The sequence below is a fragment of the Salinibacillus aidingensis genome (assembly GCF_039522525.1).
In the GTDB taxonomy this organism is placed as follows: domain Bacteria; phylum Bacillota; class Bacilli; order Bacillales; family Alkalibacillaceae; genus Salinibacillus; species Salinibacillus aidingensis.
Map to the genome: position 1 here is coordinate 162,625 of NZ_BAAADO010000005.1, position 17,685 is coordinate 180,309.

Sequence of the window (17,685 nt, forward strand, 5' to 3'; positions counted from 1 at the left end):
AGGAGAGATACGTTTGAAACAGAATTTTATGGATCAGTTTTATACGATAGATCAAGAGACAGGTGAATATATCATAGAAATTTCACTTCAAAACTATGATGATGTTTTTAATACCTGGGATTCATCCGTTTATAATATTCGTGATCTGGACTCCAGTCTGAAATCCTTTTTGGAGGAATGCTCCTATGACATTGATTCCAAAAGGAGCATTAAGCTTCGATTTAATATGAGTAATCAAAATAAAGACGAAAAGATGGAAGCTTTGATCGCTGAAGGAATACGAAATTATTTCCAATATTCTCACTACATAACGAAGAAGCGCTTCTCAGAAAAGCGTAAGCGATCGATTATATACATTATCCTGTCCCTGCTATTTACCATTGTATCGTACTTTTTTAAAGCGACAAATGAGAGCGAATTAGTAGGAGAAATCATTTCTTTAAGCTTAACAGTTGGCGGATGGGTATTTCTTTGGGAGACCTTTTCTCTATTGTTTATCCAGAGCAGTGATTTAAGGAAGCAAAAGAAACAGTACAGACGGATATTTACTGCACCGATTCTATTCCGCTACGTGGATCAATCAAAAAATTAAGAATAGAGCTTTTTCGTAATGGAGAGGAATGGAAGTAGTGTCCTGGTGTGCCATTTAAAAAGGAGGATCACGTTTTGGAGATAAATATTAAGAATCGACTCGAACAGCCGAAAGAGAGTACGGATACAGAATTTATAAACGATATCGTCTATTATTTTGAACAGGAAGATTATGAGAACCTTATTCATTCGGTGGAGGAAGCCAAACAGGAGCTGGAGTCTGATGGGGAGGACATGTATACGCTGAACGTGTTGGAAATATTGGGATATATTGAACTCAATCAAATGACTGAAGCTGAAAAGACCTGGGGAGTTACTGGAAAATGCCCTCGCAGATGTCATCAAATTCTTTGAGAAAACCAAAAACAATAAAAAAATCAAAAAGTATGAGCAAAAGGTCGTTCATTTGCTAAATAACAGAAGTAAGGCAGTAAGGTAAGTTTAATCAGATTAAAAATCATAGTTAATTCTTTGCAGACGCTCAGGGATCATCATCTCTGAGCGTCTTTCTTGTAAAAAAGAAAATGCTACTGTTAAAGGGTTTCAATAAGAGTTCATTGCTATTGTGCTCTGTTTATCTTTTTATTCTTAATTTAAAAATTACTTTAATACAAGGAGAATATAGAACTCCAGGTTTAATGGAATTCCCTTTTCATTCCTGTCATCGTAAGCTTTAGCAAATGATTATAGGTAACTCTACTATTATATTCTACTATGGATAGGAACCCTTTTTACAATAGAATAGGAGACAGCCCTGACTAACATAGAGTTCCCCCATATACTACTAGTGAAAGATAGTTGAAAGGAGTGATGGATAAACAATGAATGAACTCAACCAGGAGCTGCAGAATTTATCCAAGAGCTTAGCCGGTGTTTCGGTTTCTAAAGTGTTGCAAAAGCATGGCATAGGTCAAGATTCAGGTGTCAACGATTTATCAGATTCTCAAAAACAGGAACTACGAAATATAGCCCAAAATCTTGAAACGATGGTTAACGAATATGTTGCCCAGCAAAATGATTCTAACTCATCATCTCAGTCAGAAGATGGAGAGAAGGATTCAGAACCTAAGGAAAGTCCGCTTCGAGAGTTTTTAAAGGAAAAGAAAGAAAAGGAGGTTGATGGATAATGGTAAGAAGGAGAAGAAGGCGAAACGATTTTGTAGATTTTGCAGGAAATACGTGGGAGAATGATTGTGGCTGCGGTAGACGCAGAAATGCCAGAGTTAGTGATTTCGACTGTGGATGTGAATCACACAGAAACGTCAGATCTTCCCATTGTGACTGCGGCTGTGATTCACAAAGAGGTGCTCGTGCTGGCGCTATGATGGGGAATAGAGGCTTTAGTGATGACGATGCGCTTGTTGATAATGCTGCCTATCAGGTTGACGAAATGCATCAGGGATCCCATGAAGTGATTGAGATTATCGATTCCTGTGATGTAGATGTCACATCCAATGACACACAAATTGCTCTATCCATTCAGGTGGCTATCCAGATTGCTATCGCAGTCGTTGTTAATATCACGATTGCAGATTCAAACCGCGCCGAGCAGGTAACCAATGACTTGTTACAACGCACGGAAATGAAGCAGATTAATAAACAGAAAGTACGTATCGAAGGATCCAAAGATGTAAACGTAACGACCAGCGATACGGATATCGCCCTGTCCCTGCAAGTACTTGTTCAAGTTCTTCTAGCATTCCTCATCCAGCTGGATATCCTTTAATTTGAATAAACCCAACCCGTGGAGCACTCCCATTGATAAAAGGCTGACTCAAAATGATGAGTTAGCCTTCTTCGTTTATATAGAAATTTTAGAGGGTGGGTCGTCTGTTTTTTTACGTCCCACCCTCTCATAGTTCAATAGATTATGCACTGATTGGCAAATCTGAAGTTTCTTTTTCCTTTCTGGCGATCTTTACGAATAGATAAGTAATTGGCGTATCCAGAAGCGCTACAATCAGTTTAAATACATATTGGGTGGCCATCATGCTTAGTAATGCCGTTGCCGGAACAGTTCCCATAAAAGCAATCGTAATGAATATACTTGTATCGACAAACTGACTTGATATAGTAGAAACATTATTTCGCAGCCACAGTTTCTTTGCACCGTGTTTACGTTTTAGACGATGAAAAATATACACATCAAAATGCTGACTGGCAAGATAGGACAATGTACTGGCTAAAATTACACGGAGACTGCCACCTAATATGGTTTCAAATTCCTGCTGATTTCCAAACAGCGGAGCAGCAGGCAACTCTATAGCGATAAACAGGAATATTAGCGCAATAATTTGAGTGAAAAAACCAGCCTGGACGGTTTTCTTTGCTGCCTCTTTTCCGTATACTTCACCGATCACATCTGTAATTAAATAGGTAATGACATATACAATAACGGCAGCTGGTAAAACAAAATCACCGATACTGAACAATTTGACACCCAGGATATTTGATAAAACTAATAACCCCACAAATAAAGCATTTAAGTAAACAAACATTCTGTATCCTCTCCTTTTATGGGAGGATTCCAAGTTTCCCCTCTATTATCGATTATCTATTTTTTCCGGATACATGTCATGATTCATCAGGCGATGCATGGCCATTTCTTCATATTTGGTTTCTGGTCTTCCATAATTGCAATATGGATCAATGGAGATTCCGCCTCGAGGGGTGAATTTGCCCCATACCTCTATGTAGCGAGGGTCCATAAGTTCAATTAAATCATTCATTATAATGTTCATACTATCTTCATGAAAGTCTCCATGATTACGGAAACTGAATAAGTATAGTTTTAAAGATTTACTCTCTACCATTTTTTGATCGGGGATATAGCTGATATAAACCGTACCAAAATCCGGCTGGTGGGTTTTAGGACATAAGGTTGTAAATTCCGGGCAATTAAACTTTACAAAGTAATCGCGATTCGGATGCTTATTATCAAATGTTTCCAGCACTTCAGGTGTATAATTAAAAGCATAAGTTGTCTGCTGATTTCCCAGTAGTGACAGATCTGTCAGCTCTTCATCATTTCTGTCGGACATCTTCAAACCTCCCTTTATTCGGCCATTAAAAAAGCCATATCCTAAGGGGATATGGCTGATTCTATCACGTCATATGTCCTTAGTTTTTTATAGAGGGTTTAAGCTAAGAACCTCTCCCGTACTTTTATGGATCATTCTATTTCATGGAATAAGTATATAGATAAGTGGTATTCATGTCAATTAGCTTATAGGAGTGTATTTTGTTATACCCATTTTCGAAGTAAGGTGCGGGCTTTTGCTGGTGAACATTTTCCGGTTTTTGAATCCAGTTTTTTAAATCCTGATTCGTATTTGGCAGGGGGGACTTTCATATCTGTTGATAAAGTTAAAACAGAGATATTTGTCGGATTCTTTTTCGTCTCCTTTTCCTTTACTTTCACTTTTATACCACCTTTTCTAGTATATATTTAATCATTTTGTGTGTAAGGTCGTTAATTTTGCCTAACAGCATCAAATAGGAGGACGCTGCCTGAAAGTGTTGAAGCTTTTCTTCTGTAATCATATGCTGATGTTTAAATAATAGAGCATAACCAAGGCGAAATTCCCCGTAATTCCGGACAAACACAAATTCCCGGTTTTCTCCATTAAAATTACGTTTCACCCGATCATCCCAAAACTGCGGATTAGGCTGCTGAAGCGCCCATCTTATAATACGTTTATCTTCTTCGGTTGGCTTCAAATGCTCATTTAAGTTTACAATCATTAAAAAGCTTTTATGATCGTTTTGATAAAATTCCTCATTTTCTTTTTCAATGGATTTCTGGTATTCATCCTTATCCATTTGCAGCACCCATAAACTCTTTAAATCATTGTTATCCATTTCAAAAATTTCTGCAACCATTTCGTCAAATTTTTTCATAAAAGTTATAATTTTTTCATTAATTTTGGCATCATCTTCGGAGTCTACAGCATCTAACATAGAGGCAATTTCGCTTTGACAGACCATTTCAGGGTAGGAGGATTGCGGTTGGACCGGCTTTTGAAATAATCTGATTATTCCTTTAATCATAATTATATAAAAAATCATAGCCAGGGAAATCACCAGCCAATGGATAAATCGTGAGGATTGTAAACCAGGCTGAAGCTTATCCGTAAAGGGAAATAAAATAAAGCCTGTCACTTCATTCAAATTTTCTTTTGATAAAGTGGCGGTTAGGATGATAAAGCTGAAAATTCCCAATATGCTTGAAATGTAAGTAACATTCAAGAATTTACGAAACTTCATTCCATCACCACACCTTGTTTTATATTACATAAATTTTAACAAAGTGTAATGGAAAAACCTATAAGATATGGTGAAAAAGGGAAAAATTACCCTCTTTCACCCATTGGTTTTCTAGGAGTATGGACGTAGGAGGGAATTTCCTCATCCAATTCCATGATCGAATAGAAAACCATCTGCTGTCCAATCTGTACCGTTCCTTCCTTTTGCGTCACGGGAGGAATGCTTTCGGTCAGCGGTGTCTTATTTTTCAGGATCCTTAAAATGAGAAAGCACCTCCTTGATGATTGCACCTATTTACAAGTATATTATGCTTCACGTTTTCTATCCGCAAAAATTTTCTAAAGATTAGGCTGTTCATTTTCGAAGGTTTTCAGATTACAGTAGTCATGGTGTTACAGGTAATCTATAATCAATTTAGAGGTGTTTTTAGTTGAGAAAAAAGGCTGTCGCTATTTTAATACTATATACAGGTTTACTTATTTATTGGATGTTTTTTGGTTTCTCCAGGGTACAAACCGAAGATTACATGTATAATCTGATTCCGTTATCAACATTAAAGCTTTATATCGAGAATTTTTCTCACTTTCCTTTAGAAACCTGGCTGATCAATTTAGCCGGTAACATAGGAGTTTTCATTCCCTTTGGAGTGCTATTACCTCTGTGCTTTCAAAAGCTTTGGGTAATCAGGGATTTTCTTAAAGTATTTTTGGTCGGTATTTTTATTCTGGAGCTGTGTCAGCTGAGTTTCAGAGTAGGAAGCTTTGACGTGGATGATATTCTTCTTAATACAGTAGGAGCTTTAACAGGCTTTTTATTGCTGCGGATTTTTTACATCATAAAAATGCACATATCAAAATAAAGGAGTGCTAATAAGCACTCCTTTATTCAAGAACTCGATTATTTTCATCTACCGAAAAAGGAGTGTCAGGCTCAGGATTGTCTCCCGGCTGAAAAACCCCATCACCCCCACAGACAGTACACGTATACTGCCATTCCTCATCATCAGCTAAAAGTCCAGTACCATCGCATGCTTTACATACATGATTACGGTCAACCATGGTAAATCTCTCCTTGTTTCAATGGTTGCCCATAGTTTTACACGGTACCGCAAATTCATGCGTGGTATTAAGCTTTTGAATTCTGTCTGTCCTTCACCCAATTAATTAAGCCGCCTTTAAGCATCATGTCAACTTGTCTGGAAGATAGAGCATGTGTAAGTTCCATTTCAATATTCTTGTCTTTTACCGTCGCTTTTATGTCATTACCCTGCTGTACCTTGTCACGCAGGTCTTTAAATTGGAGTACATCTCCCTGCTGTAATTTGTCAAAGTCCTCATCGTGTTTAAAGGTAAGAGGGAGGACACCAAAATTAACCAGGTTCTGCCAGTGAATACGGGCAAAGTCTTTGACTACAGCGACACGTAATCCGAGGTATCGTGGAGCGAGTGCGGCATGTTCACGGCTGGACCCTTGACCATAGTTATAGCCGCCTACAATAGCATGGCCGCCATGATCCCGAATATCCATAGCACGGTCATAATAGCTCTCATCTATGATTTCAAAAGTGAATTTACTGATTTCAGGTAAATTACTGCGGTATGGGAGAACCCTGGCGCCACCAGCTAAAATTTCATCTGTGGAAATGTTATCGTTCATTTTAAGAAGTATCGGTACCTCCAGCTCATCTGGCAGCCTATCCATTTCCGGTATGGAGGCAATATTAGGCCCCTTGTAGAGCTCTACTTTTTTAGCTTCTTCCTCCGGTAAGGGTTTATCCAGTAGCTGATCATCTACATTCGGCTTTTTCGGCCCTTTAATGTTTGGATAATTCATCTCCAATGTACGAGGATCCGTAATTTCACCCTTTAATGCGGAGGCGGCTGCCGTTTCTGGTCCGCATAGAAAGACACTGTCTTCTTTGGTGCCGGAACGACCAGGAAAGTTTCTTGGTGTTGTACGCAGGCTGTTTCGGCCGGTTGCAGGCGCCTGCCCCATTCCAATACAGCCATTACATCCAGCCTGATGAAGACGTCCTCCCGATTGAAGGAAGCTTGCGATATGTCCTTCCTGTACAAGTTCTGTCAGCATCTGTCGTGATGTTGGATTAACATCTAAGGAAACGCCTTCAGCAATCTTTTTATCCTTTACAATTTCAGCTGCCATGGCAAAATCACGAAAACCAGGCTGAGCAGAAGAGCCGATATAGGATTGATATATGGATTCGCCAGCAATGTCCTTAACTGGGACTACATTACCTGGACTTGATGGCTTTGCAATAAGAGGTTCAAGCTCGGATAAATTGATTTCCTCCTCAATATCGTAGGAAGCTCCTTTATCCGCCTTTAATTCAATCCATTCGTCCCTACGTTCCTGTTCTTTTAAGAAGCGCTTCACTTCCTCATCGGAAGGAAAGACCGTTCCTGTGGCTCCAAGTTCAGCGCCCATATTGGCAATCACATGCCGATCCATGGCATCTAAATTCTTTAATCCTGGACCATAATATTCAATCACACGTCCGACTCCGCCTTTTACATCGTGACGACGGAGCAATTCCAAAATAACATCCTTGGCTCCAACCCAGTCAGGCAGTTCACCGGTCAATTTAATTCCCCAGACTTCAGGCATTTTGACATAAAAGGGTTCGCCGGCAATAGCCATTGCAACATCAATACCGCCAGCCCCCATGGCGAGCATTCCCATACTGCCGTTTGCACATGTATGACTGTCTGAACCTAATAATGTTTTCCCGGGCTTCGCTAATCTTTGCATATGGACAGGGTGACTAACGCCGTTTCCAGGGCGACTATAATACAGTCCAAAACGTCTGGCTGCACTCTGTAAAAACAAGTGATCATCAGGGTTTTTATTATCTACTTGAATCAGGTTATGATCGACATACTGGGCTGATGCCTCTGTTTTGGCATAATCCAGTCCCATCGCTTCAAGCTCAAGCATAACCATTGTTCCGGTTGCATCCTGTGTTAAAGTCTGATCAATCTTTAACCCAATCTCCTCACCAGGAGTCATCTCCCCGGATACCAAATGGTCTTTTATCAGCTTTTGGGTAACATTAAGCTTCAACATCATTCCTCCTTATATAGTTCTATAACCGCACAAACACTTTATAAAACATCCCATCAAAAATAGTTTATTCGTTTATAAATTCACAAATACCATGTAAAATATACATAGGAAAGCGGAAGGGCCTTGCTAAGCTTTGAACCTATATAAGAAAAAGTGGCATTTCTTATATTACCAGGACCAGGCCCTGCAGCTGGACAATAGTAAAGAGAAGGGCCGTGATGATCGCGACAACATAAGAGGATTACCCAGGATTTATAACTAGAGACTAGGAGGTTTTTATATGGTACGATTCGGAATTATAGGGACAAATTGGATAACAGAACGGTTCTTAGATGCAGCTCAACAGGTAGAGGATTTTCAATTAACGGCTGTGTTTTCACGTACAGAAAAAAGAGCAGCAGAATTTGCATCGAAGTATAATGCTCCATATACATTTACGAGCATTCAGGAGATGGCGGATAGTGATCAGCTTGATGCCGTATACATTGCGTCTCCAAATTCTCTTCATAAAGAGTATGCTATTGCTTTAATGAATGGAAAAAAACATGTGTTATGTGAAAAACCTATGGGGTCAAATGTGCGTGAAGTGGAAGAAATGATCCAGGCAGCGCGGGACAATCAGGTTTTGCTTATGGAAGCGCTAAAAAGCAGCTTTCTGCCTAATTTTAAGGCTGTTCAGGAAAATTTACATAAAGTGGGGAAGATACGTCGATATATAGGCAACTACTGCCAATATTCTTCCAGATATGATACTTACAAAGAAGGTACTGTGCTAAACGCCTTTAAACCTGAATTTTCGAATGGATCTCTGATGGACATTGGAGTATATGGTATATATCCAATGGTGGTGCTGTTTGGCGAACCTAAAGAGGTAAAAGCAAATGGTGTAATGTTAGAATCCGGAGTAGATGGGGAAGGTACGGTTTTAGTGAAATATGATGAAATGGAAGGCATCGTTATGCATTCCAAGATTACCAATACAGAATTGCCTTCTGAAATTCAAGGTGAGAAAGGGAGCCTTATCATTGACCCTATACATAGGGCTGAACGAGTAGTATTCCGGGACCATCATGGAAATGAAGAAGATTTAAGTGTTCCACAAAAAGAGAATTCCATGTATGATGAAGCAAAGGAATTCATTTCGCTAATAAAAGAGAATAAATTGGAATCAGATATCAATACCTTTAAGAATTCCGTCACAACAGCCCGAATTATGGAGGAAGCGCGGAAGCAGGTAGGCGTTGTGTTTCCGGCTGACCAAAAATAGGAGATGTACGAAAAAGAGCATTTTCAAGGTGATTTGGAAATGCTCTTTTTTATTTCGGGACATTAAGCCTTGTCTATGTAATACGTTTATCACGCATTAACTGGCCGTAATACCCTCGCTTCAGGTTTTGAGGGTACCCAACAAGACTAAGTGGAGGATAAACGGCCATTAAATTCCTGATAAGTTCAACTAACCATCAGTGGGGGATGGAGAAAACCTCCACTCATGGAAGGTTCGCTTTATTTATTTTGCTCTAACTTCCATTTATTATATTCTAAAAAGCTTTTAAACTCCTCTTTGGAAACACCAGATTGCATGGCTTCCTGAACTAAGGTTATCCATTCCTGATCTAAATGTTCCTTTGACAGATTCTCTGTGCTGTCATGAAGAAAGGTATTTACCGATACACCTAAAACAGCAGAAATTTTTTCAAGAAACTGAATGGAAGGGTTGGATTGCAAATTCCGTTCAATGGAGCTTAAATATGATTTTGCCACACCTGCTTGTTCAGCTAGTTCGGAGAGTGACATATTTTTTTGTTCACGCTGCTTTTTTATACGTTCCCCTATCATCTTCTTCACCTTCCTTAGGCCTCATTATAACATAAAAACGTCCAGCTGTTTGATATGGAGAACGTAATTTTTTAAAAATTAAGTCTATACGACTAAAAGGGAACAGGATTGGTAAGAAATTTTTTTATCTCCTCCTCAGTAATACCTATTTCCAGCGCTTCCAGTATGAGTTCTACCCACTCAGGGTCAAGGCTTGTAAGCTGACTCATTCCATTGATTCCCCCTCTGCTCTAAGAATAAATACTTTCTCTTTTTTAAGTAAGACTTTCCCGAAACATGTTCTCTAGTCTATAGATACCATAAAGTAGTATATAAGACTTAAGATTAAAAGAATGGAATAAAATGTCGATGACAATATTACAAATATTTACATAATAACCGAGATTTATATTATATTATTAAAACCAGGGAAAAAATTTGAAAAGAGAGGGAACCTATCAAAGAAATATCCAAAAAAAGACTAAAACCATCCCTGAATTTGTCGAACGATTTTTTTAAAATGACCCCCATAAACAAAGGCGGACGCGGCCATTCTGATTTCTTAGTCACAAATCCGATATTTTAAAATGACCGTCCAACATAAAAAATACAGTGAATGTTTGCACTCACTGTATTTCATAAAATATACGGGATGTTATTTTGTAGCCTTCTGAAGCTTTGTGATCATTTTAAGGGATTTACCTGTTCCAATGGCTACACACTCCAGTGGTTCTGGTGCAATATGAACAGGTACATCGATTTCATTGGACAGCCATTCCTGCATGCCTTTAAGCAGTGCACCACCACCAGTCAGAGTAATTCCCTGATCAACAATGTCACCACTTAATTCAGGAGGGCAGCTTTCAAGGGTGGTCTGAATAGCCTCAAGAATTTGTTCAAGAGACTCCTGTAACGCTTTTTGAATCTCTGTTGAAGTTAACGCAATGGTCTTAGGTAATCCGGATACCATATCACGTCCGCGAACCTCCATGGTTTCTTCCGGATGGTCAATTAATGCGTAGCCAATTTGGATTTTGACTTGTTCAGCGGTCCGTTCCCCAATTAAGACATTGTATTTTTTCCGTACATGCTGAATGATGGCCTGATCGATTTTGTCCCCGCCAACCCGGGTTGACTGTGAGGAGACAATTCCGCCAAAGGAGATAATGGCAACTTCACTCGTACCTCCACCAATATCAACGACCATGTTGGAAACAGGCTCGTCCACTGGCAGACCTGCACCAATTGCAGCGGCAATAGGCTCTTCAATTAAATGAACATACTTAGCTCCGTATTCCTTTATTGCATTATGAATGGCGCGGCGTTCTACTGAGGTTGCACCTGTTGGAACACAAACGACAACAGAAGGCTTGCGTAACGAATGACCTAACTTTTTGCTTACCTTTTTCAGCATTTCTTTAAGCATCTGAGAAGTCACTTCATAATCAGCAATGACGCCATCCTTCATCGGACGAACAGGTACAATGTTTTGAGGTGTTTTTCCAATCATTTGCTTTGCTTCTTCACCTACAGCAAGTACGTTTTGGGTAGTTGTATCAATCGCAACCACAGCGGGTTCATTATATACAATGCCTTTATTTTTGGTATAAATAAGTAAATTAGCTGTACCGAGATCAATGCCAATTTCTGCTGATGAGAACATATCCTTTTCCTCCATTAGTTCTAGATTCCATGTATACTTAGTTAGTTTACCACTTTTTAATTATATATAAAAATTAAATATCTATAACAAAAAAATAACAGGGAGCATAGTCCCTGTAATAAAACTGGTTATTGTTGCTTGCTTTCCAATAAATTGGCAAGTACGTGTTTCTTATAGCTTTCGATTTTACGTTCTTCATAACGATTAACACCGATTTTCTTTAGTTCGTTAACGTACCAGCCTTTACTTCCGATATGCATGTGACTCATCCTTTCATCCATAATCACACTGAAGTATTTTCAGAGTCTAGGTTATTCTAACATTCATCCATGAATCTATGAAAGAGAAAACACCAGAAAATACCCGTATGAATTCTGGTAAATATCGTCTATAATTTTTAATAGAATGAATGAAGGGATTTATTATGAATGAAGACATATTTATCAGTGGAAGAAATTACGGAGCGAATGAAACACCTGCAAAATTCCTATGAAATCGATGAAGAGAAGTTTTACAAGGTAGTGGAAGCTTGGGCGAATAAAGACATGGATGTAGAACAGAAATTGCTGGCAAGCTTTCAGGAACTCCTTCAGGTTGTTAGTGGTGAAATGGAACAGATGGATGAAACGATGGGGATGAAACCTACCTGTCAAATGGGATGTGCCTTCTGCTGCTATTTTCCGATTATTATTTCAAAGATGGAAGCTAAGCTCATGACAAAGGCGATTGAGTGCTTCCCCCATGATCGTAAGGAAGCCATTACATCCCATTTAACAGCCTATTTTGAAAAGTACGGAGAAACACTGAAGACCGTTACTTCCCTTGACTACGAAGAGGATTCTGATTTCAAACGGAAATATATTCGCAGTCACGTGCCCTGCCCTCTTTTAAATACGGAAACAAACATGTGCATGGCATATGAAATCAGACCGATTCCGTGTCGGACATATGTGAACTATACAGACCCGAAAATTTGTGCAGAGAACGAAATGCCAGAAGAAACGATTAGTTTTGAATTTTTGTATAATGAATATATGGGAGCACTGAATGAATTTGTTCAGTTTTTATACGAAGAAGAGCATACGGCCTTTATTGACTATCCGGATGATCTGTTTTCCTATGATTATTTGCCGAATTGGCTAAAAGCCTGGAGTGAGGAGAAGTCTATATAGTGTGGAGGTGTATGAATGGATATTGGGTATATTCTTGCTGAAGAAAAAATCAAGACTTCCATTGATAAGGGAGAGCTGGATGACCTGCCGGGGAAGGGGAAGCCGTTGCCTGAGGATGATCTGGCCGGCGTATCTGAGGATTTACGTACAAGCTACCGGATGATGAAAAATGCCGGTGTCCTGCCAGAGGAAATGAAAATTAAAAAGGAAATGGTAACTCTTGAAGAATTAATGAATCAGACCCAGGATGAGAAGCTGCAGGAGGAATATAAAGAAAAGCTTACGGAAAAGCACCTTCATTATCAGTCTTTAATGGATAAACGAAGACTCTCCTCCTCACCGGCCTATCCCAAGTACAGAGGAAAAATTCAGAAGAGGTTTGGAATTCGATACTAGGGCGATTCGCTCTGGTTTATTTTTTTGTAAAAAAGGATGAAGGTCCATTTGCATGGCTAATCTATGAAAAAAGTCCTTCAGCACAGGCTGAAGGACTTTTAACAGGAATTTCACGATTTATTGGTTTTTCATTCGTCCCAATAAGGATAACATGGAATGGCCTTATTCCGTCGCAAGCGTCCGTATTTTTGCAAATTTGTCGTTTTTAAGCGGGACCTCGTTTGAAGTCGTTAACCATATTCCATACATACCGAGCTGAAGGGCCGGGGCGACTTCATTCATAAAGTTATCCCCGATGGAAAGCACCTGTTCAGGCTTCACATCGTATCGAGTTAAAACTTCCTTAAAATGCTTGTTTGTATTCATTGGCTTTAAAGCACTTGGGACAATATCGGAAAAAATATGGTCCAGGCCTAAAAATTTAAGTAAACGATGTACATCATCAATTTCACTGTTGGTTATCAACACAAGCTTTTTCGCTTTTGACAGTTCCTCTAAATATTGCTGCAGCCCTGGGGTGGGTTCAAGCATACCATCAAGATTTGCCATTTGTTCCTTTGTGCGTCGATAAGCCCATTGGGTATCTTCAACCGTCAGTCCGAAATGACGTGCAATGGAGTATGGCGGCCACCAGCCATCACCAATGGGAACAAAGCGCTGATAATCAAATTCGGATACAGACAGCTTTGTCGGTGCATCGTAAATATGTACCTGTTCATTGTCCCAATTTTGGGCATTCGTTAACTCTGTTGTGAACGGGTCCCAGGTCCAGATCACATCCTCCTGAACGTCATAGACTTTACCAATCGTCAAAGCGTGATCGCCTGCTAATGACTTCTGATAAAGCTCATCAAAGGCCTTATGGTGCTTTTCAGGGAGACGCTGTTTCAGGTTTTCGACCATTAAGGCAAAATGCTGGTCCCCCTCATATAAAGTCCCGTCCAGGTCAAAAATAATGACATCTGTTTTCTCAATAAACGAATTTAACATAACCTAGTTCCTTTCTTCATTCTTTTCGTAAAACCATGTACAATACATGATAACAGAATTATCTTAATTTTACATTGAAATAAAGGGTGATTAAAATGTGTGGACGTTTTACGTTGCTTGCGGAGGAACTGGAAATTCTGGAGGCTTTTGGTGTAGCTCATGAAATTGAAAACTACGAGCCGCGTTATAACATAGCTCCGGGACAATCTGTGCTCGCGATTGTCCATGACGGAGGGAAAAAACGGGCGGGATATTTGAAGTGGGGGCTTGTACCATCCTGGGCCAAGGATCCGTCCATTGGTTATAAAATGATAAATGCACGCACTGAAACGGCAGCCGGGAAGCCCAGCTTTAAACGCTTGATGGAGCGGAGACGCTGTTTAATTGTAGCTGACAGCTTTTATGAATGGAAAAAACTTGATCAAAAGACTAAGCAGCCGTTGAGAATTTCGCTGCAGGACCGTAAGCTATTTGCCTTTGCCGGACTGTGGGATCGTTGGAAGCAGGGAGATAAGGAAATGGTTACATGCACCATTATGACGAAAAGTCCCAACGAATTTATGTCAGAGATTCATAACCGCATGCCTGTCATCCTGCCGAAAGAAAAGGAAGAGGACTGGATAAAAAAAGAGTCACGTGATCCAATGGAAATGCAGAACTTTTTATTGGACCTGCCCAATGAAGATCTGACTGCCTATGAGGTTAGTACGTATGTAAACAGTGCGAAAAATGAGGGAGAAACGTGCATCGCTCCACTGGCCGATTAATAGGACTTATGGCCTTATGCCAATACTACTGACTAAGTTTATTAGTCAGTATATTTTTTGCTCAATTTTTGTAGGGTACCATTGTTAAAGAATCGTCTAAAAGATGTGAGTAAGTAGAGAAGGGAGGGGAGCAGGATTCACGATGAACCATTAATTGAAAGAGTGAAAGCGGGTCACCAGCAGGCTCTGCGTATGTTGATTGAAAAGTATAAGCACCATGTGTTCAAGGTGACCTACAGTGTAGCCAAAAATCAACAGGAAGCTGAAGACTTAACACAGGAAACCTTCATCAAGATGGTTGATGCGCTCCCCTCCTATCAGGCGCAGGGCTTTAAAACCTGGTTAAGTCGAATTGCTTATCATACGGCGATTGACTCCTATCGTAAGAAAAAGCGAAGGCAGGAGGATTTAACCTCCTTTGATGAGCCGATTTTCCAAGTGGAACAGGGAAGTAGTGCTGAGGCTGAGATGCTTAAGAATTCACAGAAGGAAAAGATTCGTGAGGCGATTGAGTCAATGCCGGTAAATTTTCGGGATGTGGTGTTTCGCTACTACATTCAGGAGAAGTCTTATGCTGAAATTGCCTTTGACTTAAATATAGCGGAGAAAACGGTGGAAATGCGGCTGTATCGGGCAAGAAAATGGATGCGCCAAAATTGGAAGGAGGATGATTTTTCATGAGTAATCACGTTGAATGGGAAGTCCTGCAGCAGTATGTGAAAGAGCAGCTGCCAGAAGAGCAACAGCTAAAAATTGAAGATCACCTCAGTGATTGTGACGTTTGCTTTCATCAGTATATGGACGTGATTGATGAATGGTCCGTTCCCTTTTCCGTTTCTGATTCATTTACGGATGAGACGATGGAAAAGCTGGCGATCGTTCAGCCTAATCAAATGAAAAACAAAGCGAATGCTTCTTCCAGAGATGTACATCGAAAAACGCTTGCTCATTATTTCCTGGCAGCCGGCTTAACGGTCTTACTTATGTTTTCAGGGGTTTTTGACATGCTGTTTAGCCTGGATGACCAAATCGAAGCTGATGATCCACCAATATCCGAAAAAATCTTGGAAGCCAATTATTTGAACACAGGAAATGGAAAGGAGGAGCAAGGAAATGAATAAATCCAGGTTATTTGCATTTTTGTTAGCTTTCATCCCCGGCTTTGGTCATATTTATTTACAGCGAAAAATCAGAGGAGTGCTCTACGGACTTGGATTTGCAGGTACACTGGGTCTGGCCTTTATTATTGCGGTGATGTCTCCTTATGGGTATGACTTTCTGGTGGCCTTATTATTCGCCTTTGGAATTTGGATCATCAATATGTTAGATATGGTGATTACATTATTAAGCGGGGCAGCTATTCCGGCGGACAGCCATACTGTTTCCGGTACAGATGGAAATAGCGTTCAACCACAAAAAATGGATGGGGATAAACAGGAACGTTTTCTGACCATCATTCTTTCCTTTATTCCAGGGGTTGGTCATTTTCACTTAGGTCTGAATTATCGTGGTTTAACATTTTTAGCTGGCTTTTTTGGCCTTGGTACGATGATTTTATTTGTGACGATTCTAACCGGACAGCCAGGCTTTCTGATTTTTGCGCTTGGTCTGCCAATCATCTGGATTTACAGCCTTTTTGATACGATCCAGCTGTTGAATAAACAGCAGAATGGAGAGGAACTTGTAGATCGCTCAATTATGGAGGATTTTGAACAGCAACGAGCAAGCGGCAGGAAGAGCAAAGCAACCACAACCGTTCTCTCGATATTTCCAGGTGCAGGTCATATGTATTTAGGATTGCAAAAACGGGGATTGCAGCTCATGATAGGATTTTTATTATCCATTTATATTCTTGATGTACTAAGGATTTCGCTGTTTCTCTTTTTAGTACCTGTCATCTGGTTCTTCAGCTTTTTTGACGCTTTACAACAGCAATCCCGACATGAGGTAGGGGAGGCGAAAGATATCCCGATTATTGGTTATTTTGCCAACCATCAGCGCTGGCTGGGGATCGGCTTAATTCTATTAGGCTTGTTCTTCATTGTGGATTCAATACTCATGCCGGCTTTTGGCCGATACATGATGGAAGCCTTTCAATTGGATATACGGTATTATTATCAGAGATATTTACAGCTCGTCATCGTTTGTCTGCTTCTCATCGGCGGCGGTATACGTCTTCTTATGGGTTCGAAGGCAAAGGATAAAGGGGGAGAGGATCAATGAGACAATGGAGGATCGGAACGTTTTCCATGGGTCTGCTCTTAATTCTATTAGGAGTGACTCTGCTTGTTGCCAATTTTGGGAATCCTGACATTGTTCAGGTAGCTATAGCCTGGTGGCCGATTATACTTGTCATCATAGGATTGGAGATTTTACTCTATCTATTTTCATCAAAGGAGAAAACTCCCTTCTTAAAATTTGATTTTCTATCGATTGTATTTATAGGATTTATTGGTTTTGCCGGAGCAGGTTTTTATTTGGCCGCATCATTGGGCATTACAGAGGAGATGGAAGCAGCTGTTCATCAGGAGGTAGACGCTGGTGCCCTTCCGATGATTGAGGAAGAGGTGCCGGATCACATTGAAAAAATCGTTATTTTCACAGATGCCGCACAGCCGGAGATTTTGACGCATAATAATCAGAATCTGGTTATTTTTGGGACCTATGAAACAACGATGTCTAACGTTACGATGGAGCCAAATGATATTGCGCAGGTAGTGGAAGTTGGAAATACATTATATGTTCAGTTTTTCCAGGGAGATTATCAGACGGGTCTGATTGACAAAAGAAATCGGATTCAGCCTAAGCTATCTGTTCCTGAAACGGTGGATATAGAATGGGCACATAATAGAAAAGGCACTCCTCTGGAAAAGGAAGTCCAAGCTGGTGCGGCCTGAGAAAAGAGGAAAAGACCAGATCATATTAATATGACCTGGTC

At 40.0% G+C, this 17,685-nt stretch carries 26 protein-coding genes and 1 riboswitch; of the genes, 14 read left to right on the forward strand and 12 right to left on the reverse strand.

Annotation, left to right across the window (positions count from 1 at the left end):
• Positions 1–13 precede the first annotated feature (13 nt).
• From ABD006_RS13135 to ABD006_RS13155, 5 genes are all read left to right on the forward strand, one after another.
• The gene (locus ABD006_RS13135) at positions 14–592 is read left to right on the forward strand and encodes a hypothetical protein (protein ID WP_343841867.1); all 579 of its coding nucleotides are present in this window, start codon (positions 14–16) and stop codon (positions 590–592) included.
• Between the two features lie 74 nt (positions 593–666).
• The gene (locus ABD006_RS13140; protein ID WP_343841870.1) at positions 667–945 is read left to right on the forward strand and encodes a hypothetical protein; all 279 of its coding nucleotides are present in this window, start codon (positions 667–669) and stop codon (positions 943–945) included.
• 467 nt (positions 946–1,412) lie between these two features.
• Positions 1,413–1,718, forward strand: coding sequence for a hypothetical protein (locus ABD006_RS13145; RefSeq protein ID WP_343841872.1), 306 nt, complete (start codon positions 1,413–1,415; stop codon positions 1,716–1,718).
• A 39-nt stretch (positions 1,719–1,757) separates the two neighbouring features.
• Positions 1,758–1,916 (forward strand): hypothetical protein, encoded by a 159-nt coding sequence (locus tag ABD006_RS13150; protein ID WP_343841875.1) that lies wholly within the window; start codon positions 1,758–1,760, stop codon positions 1,914–1,916.
• A complete protein-coding gene (locus ABD006_RS13155; RefSeq protein WP_343841877.1) occupies positions 1,916–2,317 on the forward strand; it encodes a spore coat protein in 402 nt (133 codons plus the stop codon). The genes ABD006_RS13150 and ABD006_RS13155 overlap by 1 nt, the downstream gene beginning before the upstream one ends.
• A gap of 142 nt (positions 2,318–2,459) precedes the next feature.
• Here ABD006_RS13155 and ABD006_RS13160 read toward each other — a convergent pair whose 3' ends face one another.
• The 5 genes from ABD006_RS13160 to ABD006_RS13180 form a co-directional block, all read right to left on the reverse strand.
• Positions 2,460–3,089, reverse strand: a complete 630-nt coding sequence (locus tag ABD006_RS13160; RefSeq protein ID WP_343841880.1) for a queuosine precursor transporter — start codon at positions 3,087–3,089, stop codon at positions 2,460–2,462.
• Positions 3,090–3,134: 45 nt separating this feature from the next.
• Positions 3,135–3,632, reverse strand: a complete 498-nt coding sequence (gene queF / locus ABD006_RS13165) for a preQ(1) synthase (protein ID WP_343841882.1) — start codon at positions 3,630–3,632, stop codon at positions 3,135–3,137.
• 73 nt (positions 3,633–3,705) lie between these two features.
• Positions 3,706–3,752, reverse strand: a riboswitch (PreQ1 riboswitch).
• Between the two features lie 83 nt (positions 3,753–3,835).
• Positions 3,836–4,012, reverse strand: a complete 177-nt coding sequence (locus ABD006_RS13170) for a hypothetical protein (RefSeq protein WP_343841885.1) — start codon at positions 4,010–4,012, stop codon at positions 3,836–3,838.
• A gap of 2 nt (positions 4,013–4,014) precedes the next feature.
• Entirely contained in the window at positions 4,015–4,857 is an 843-nt protein-coding gene (locus ABD006_RS13175; protein ID WP_343841888.1) for a hypothetical protein, read from the reverse strand.
• Between the two features lie 86 nt (positions 4,858–4,943).
• On the reverse strand, positions 4,944–5,069 hold the full coding sequence (locus tag ABD006_RS13180) for a hypothetical protein (RefSeq protein WP_343841890.1): 126 nt from the start codon (positions 5,067–5,069) through the stop codon (positions 4,944–4,946).
• A gap of 218 nt (positions 5,070–5,287) precedes the next feature.
• Between ABD006_RS13180 and ABD006_RS13185 the strand changes: the two genes are divergently transcribed.
• Positions 5,288–5,716 (forward strand): VanZ family protein, encoded by a 429-nt coding sequence (locus tag ABD006_RS13185; protein WP_343841892.1) that lies wholly within the window; start codon positions 5,288–5,290, stop codon positions 5,714–5,716.
• A 22-nt stretch (positions 5,717–5,738) separates the two neighbouring features.
• On the opposite strand, the gene ABD006_RS13190 is transcribed toward ABD006_RS13185, so the two are convergent.
• Entirely contained in the window at positions 5,739–5,915 is a 177-nt protein-coding gene (locus ABD006_RS13190) for a hypothetical protein (RefSeq protein ID WP_343841895.1), read from the reverse strand.
• A 67-nt stretch (positions 5,916–5,982) separates the two neighbouring features.
• Positions 5,983–7,938: an aconitate hydratase gene (locus ABD006_RS13195; RefSeq protein WP_343841898.1), complete on the reverse strand. Its 1,956-nt coding sequence runs from the start codon at positions 7,936–7,938 to the stop codon at positions 5,983–5,985.
• A gap of 283 nt (positions 7,939–8,221) precedes the next feature.
• Here ABD006_RS13195 and ABD006_RS13200 point away from each other — a divergent pair, with 283 nt between their 5' ends.
• Complete coding sequence (locus ABD006_RS13200; protein WP_343841901.1) at positions 8,222–9,208, forward strand: Gfo/Idh/MocA family protein; 987 nt, start codon at positions 8,222–8,224, stop codon at positions 9,206–9,208.
• A 239-nt stretch (positions 9,209–9,447) separates the two neighbouring features.
• On the opposite strand, the gene ABD006_RS13205 is transcribed toward ABD006_RS13200, so the two are convergent.
• From ABD006_RS13205 to ABD006_RS13220, 4 genes are all read right to left on the reverse strand, one after another.
• Positions 9,448–9,780: a helix-turn-helix domain-containing protein gene (locus ABD006_RS13205; RefSeq protein WP_343842213.1), complete on the reverse strand. Its 333-nt coding sequence runs from the start codon at positions 9,778–9,780 to the stop codon at positions 9,448–9,450.
• 92 nt (positions 9,781–9,872) lie between these two features.
• Positions 9,873–9,989 (reverse strand): anti-repressor SinI family protein, encoded by a 117-nt coding sequence (locus ABD006_RS13210; protein WP_343841904.1) that lies wholly within the window; start codon positions 9,987–9,989, stop codon positions 9,873–9,875.
• Between the two features lie 425 nt (positions 9,990–10,414).
• Positions 10,415–11,422 (reverse strand): rod-share determining protein MreBH, encoded by a 1,008-nt coding sequence (mreBH, locus tag ABD006_RS13215; RefSeq protein ID WP_343841907.1) that lies wholly within the window; start codon positions 11,420–11,422, stop codon positions 10,415–10,417.
• 128 nt (positions 11,423–11,550) lie between these two features.
• On the reverse strand, positions 11,551–11,682 hold the full coding sequence (locus tag ABD006_RS13220) for a YflJ family protein (protein ID WP_044163932.1): 132 nt from the start codon (positions 11,680–11,682) through the stop codon (positions 11,551–11,553).
• 168 nt (positions 11,683–11,850) lie between these two features.
• On the opposite strand from ABD006_RS13220, the gene ABD006_RS13225 reads away from it, so the two are divergent.
• Entirely contained in the window at positions 11,851–12,594 is a 744-nt protein-coding gene (locus ABD006_RS13225) for a YkgJ family cysteine cluster protein (protein WP_343841911.1), read from the forward strand.
• A 15-nt stretch (positions 12,595–12,609) separates the two neighbouring features.
• On the forward strand, positions 12,610–12,990 hold the full coding sequence (locus tag ABD006_RS13230; protein WP_343841912.1) for a DnaJ family domain-containing protein: 381 nt from the start codon (positions 12,610–12,612) through the stop codon (positions 12,988–12,990).
• A gap of 162 nt (positions 12,991–13,152) precedes the next feature.
• Here the strand turns inward: ABD006_RS13230 and ABD006_RS13235 are convergent, their stop codons facing one another.
• A complete protein-coding gene (locus ABD006_RS13235) occupies positions 13,153–13,980 on the reverse strand; it encodes an HAD family hydrolase (RefSeq protein ID WP_343841915.1) in 828 nt (275 codons plus the stop codon).
• Between the two features lie 95 nt (positions 13,981–14,075).
• On the opposite strand from ABD006_RS13235, the gene ABD006_RS13240 reads away from it, so the two are divergent.
• The 5 genes from ABD006_RS13240 (at position 14,076) to ABD006_RS13260 (ending at position 17,644) form a co-directional block, all read left to right on the forward strand.
• The gene (locus tag ABD006_RS13240; RefSeq protein WP_343841918.1) at positions 14,076–14,747 is read left to right on the forward strand and encodes an SOS response-associated peptidase; all 672 of its coding nucleotides are present in this window, start codon (positions 14,076–14,078) and stop codon (positions 14,745–14,747) included.
• 162 nt (positions 14,748–14,909) lie between these two features.
• Positions 14,910–15,428, forward strand: coding sequence for an RNA polymerase sigma factor (locus tag ABD006_RS13245; RefSeq protein ID WP_343841920.1), 519 nt, complete (start codon positions 14,910–14,912; stop codon positions 15,426–15,428).
• Positions 15,425–15,868, forward strand: a complete 444-nt coding sequence (locus ABD006_RS13250) for a hypothetical protein (protein ID WP_343841922.1) — start codon at positions 15,425–15,427, stop codon at positions 15,866–15,868. Before ABD006_RS13245 ends, ABD006_RS13250 begins: the two co-directional genes overlap by 4 nt.
• Entirely contained in the window at positions 15,861–16,970 is a 1,110-nt protein-coding gene (locus ABD006_RS13255) for a hypothetical protein (protein WP_343841925.1), read from the forward strand. Before ABD006_RS13250 ends, ABD006_RS13255 begins: the two co-directional genes overlap by 8 nt.
• Positions 16,967–17,644 (forward strand): LiaF transmembrane domain-containing protein, encoded by a 678-nt coding sequence (locus ABD006_RS13260; protein WP_343841928.1) that lies wholly within the window; start codon positions 16,967–16,969, stop codon positions 17,642–17,644. The genes ABD006_RS13255 and ABD006_RS13260 overlap by 4 nt, the downstream gene beginning before the upstream one ends.
• Positions 17,645–17,685: the final 41 nt, after the last annotated feature.

What these genes read in the sequence shown, in the direction of transcription:
- ABD006_RS13145 (WP_343841872.1), top strand. Translation starts at nt 1,413, where the DNA reads ATGAATGAACTCAACCAGGAGCTGCAGAATTTATCCAAGAGCTTAGCC.
- ABD006_RS13155 (WP_343841877.1), top strand. Translation starts at nt 1,916, where the DNA reads ATGGGGAATAGAGGCTTTAGTGATGACGATGCGCTTGTTGATAATGCT.
- ABD006_RS13160 (WP_343841880.1), bottom strand. Translation starts at nt 3,089, where the DNA reads ATGTTTGTTTACTTAAATGCTTTATTTGTGGGGTTATTAGTTTTATCA.
- queF (WP_343841882.1), bottom strand. Translation starts at nt 3,632, where the DNA reads ATGTCCGACAGAAATGATGAAGAGCTGACAGATCTGTCACTACTGGGA.
- ABD006_RS13175 (WP_343841888.1), bottom strand. Translation starts at nt 4,857, where the DNA reads ATGAAGTTTCGTAAATTCTTGAATGTTACTTACATTTCAAGCATATTG.
- ABD006_RS13190 (WP_343841895.1), bottom strand. Translation starts at nt 5,915, where the DNA reads ATGGTTGACCGTAATCATGTATGTAAAGCATGCGATGGTACTGGACTT.
- ABD006_RS13200 (WP_343841901.1), top strand. Translation starts at nt 8,222, where the DNA reads ATGGTACGATTCGGAATTATAGGGACAAATTGGATAACAGAACGGTTC.
- ABD006_RS13205 (WP_343842213.1), bottom strand. Translation starts at nt 9,780, where the DNA reads ATGATAGGGGAACGTATAAAAAAGCAGCGTGAACAAAAAAATATGTCA.
- ABD006_RS13210 (WP_343841904.1), bottom strand. Translation starts at nt 9,989, where the DNA reads ATGAGTCAGCTTACAAGCCTTGACCCTGAGTGGGTAGAACTCATACTG.
- mreBH (WP_343841907.1), bottom strand. Translation starts at nt 11,422, where the DNA reads ATGTTCTCATCAGCAGAAATTGGCATTGATCTCGGTACAGCTAATTTA.
- ABD006_RS13220 (WP_044163932.1), bottom strand. Translation starts at nt 11,682, where the DNA reads ATGCATATCGGAAGTAAAGGCTGGTACGTTAACGAACTAAAGAAAATC.
- ABD006_RS13225 (WP_343841911.1), top strand. Translation starts at nt 11,851, where the DNA reads ATGAAGACATATTTATCAGTGGAAGAAATTACGGAGCGAATGAAACAC.
- ABD006_RS13230 (WP_343841912.1), top strand. Translation starts at nt 12,610, where the DNA reads ATGGATATTGGGTATATTCTTGCTGAAGAAAAAATCAAGACTTCCATT.
- ABD006_RS13235 (WP_343841915.1), bottom strand. Translation starts at nt 13,980, where the DNA reads ATGTTAAATTCGTTTATTGAGAAAACAGATGTCATTATTTTTGACCTG.
- ABD006_RS13240 (WP_343841918.1), top strand. Translation starts at nt 14,076, where the DNA reads ATGTGTGGACGTTTTACGTTGCTTGCGGAGGAACTGGAAATTCTGGAG.
- ABD006_RS13250 (WP_343841922.1), top strand. Translation starts at nt 15,425, where the DNA reads ATGAGTAATCACGTTGAATGGGAAGTCCTGCAGCAGTATGTGAAAGAG.
- ABD006_RS13255 (WP_343841925.1), top strand. Translation starts at nt 15,861, where the DNA reads ATGAATAAATCCAGGTTATTTGCATTTTTGTTAGCTTTCATCCCCGGC.
- ABD006_RS13260 (WP_343841928.1), top strand. Translation starts at nt 16,967, where the DNA reads ATGAGACAATGGAGGATCGGAACGTTTTCCATGGGTCTGCTCTTAATT.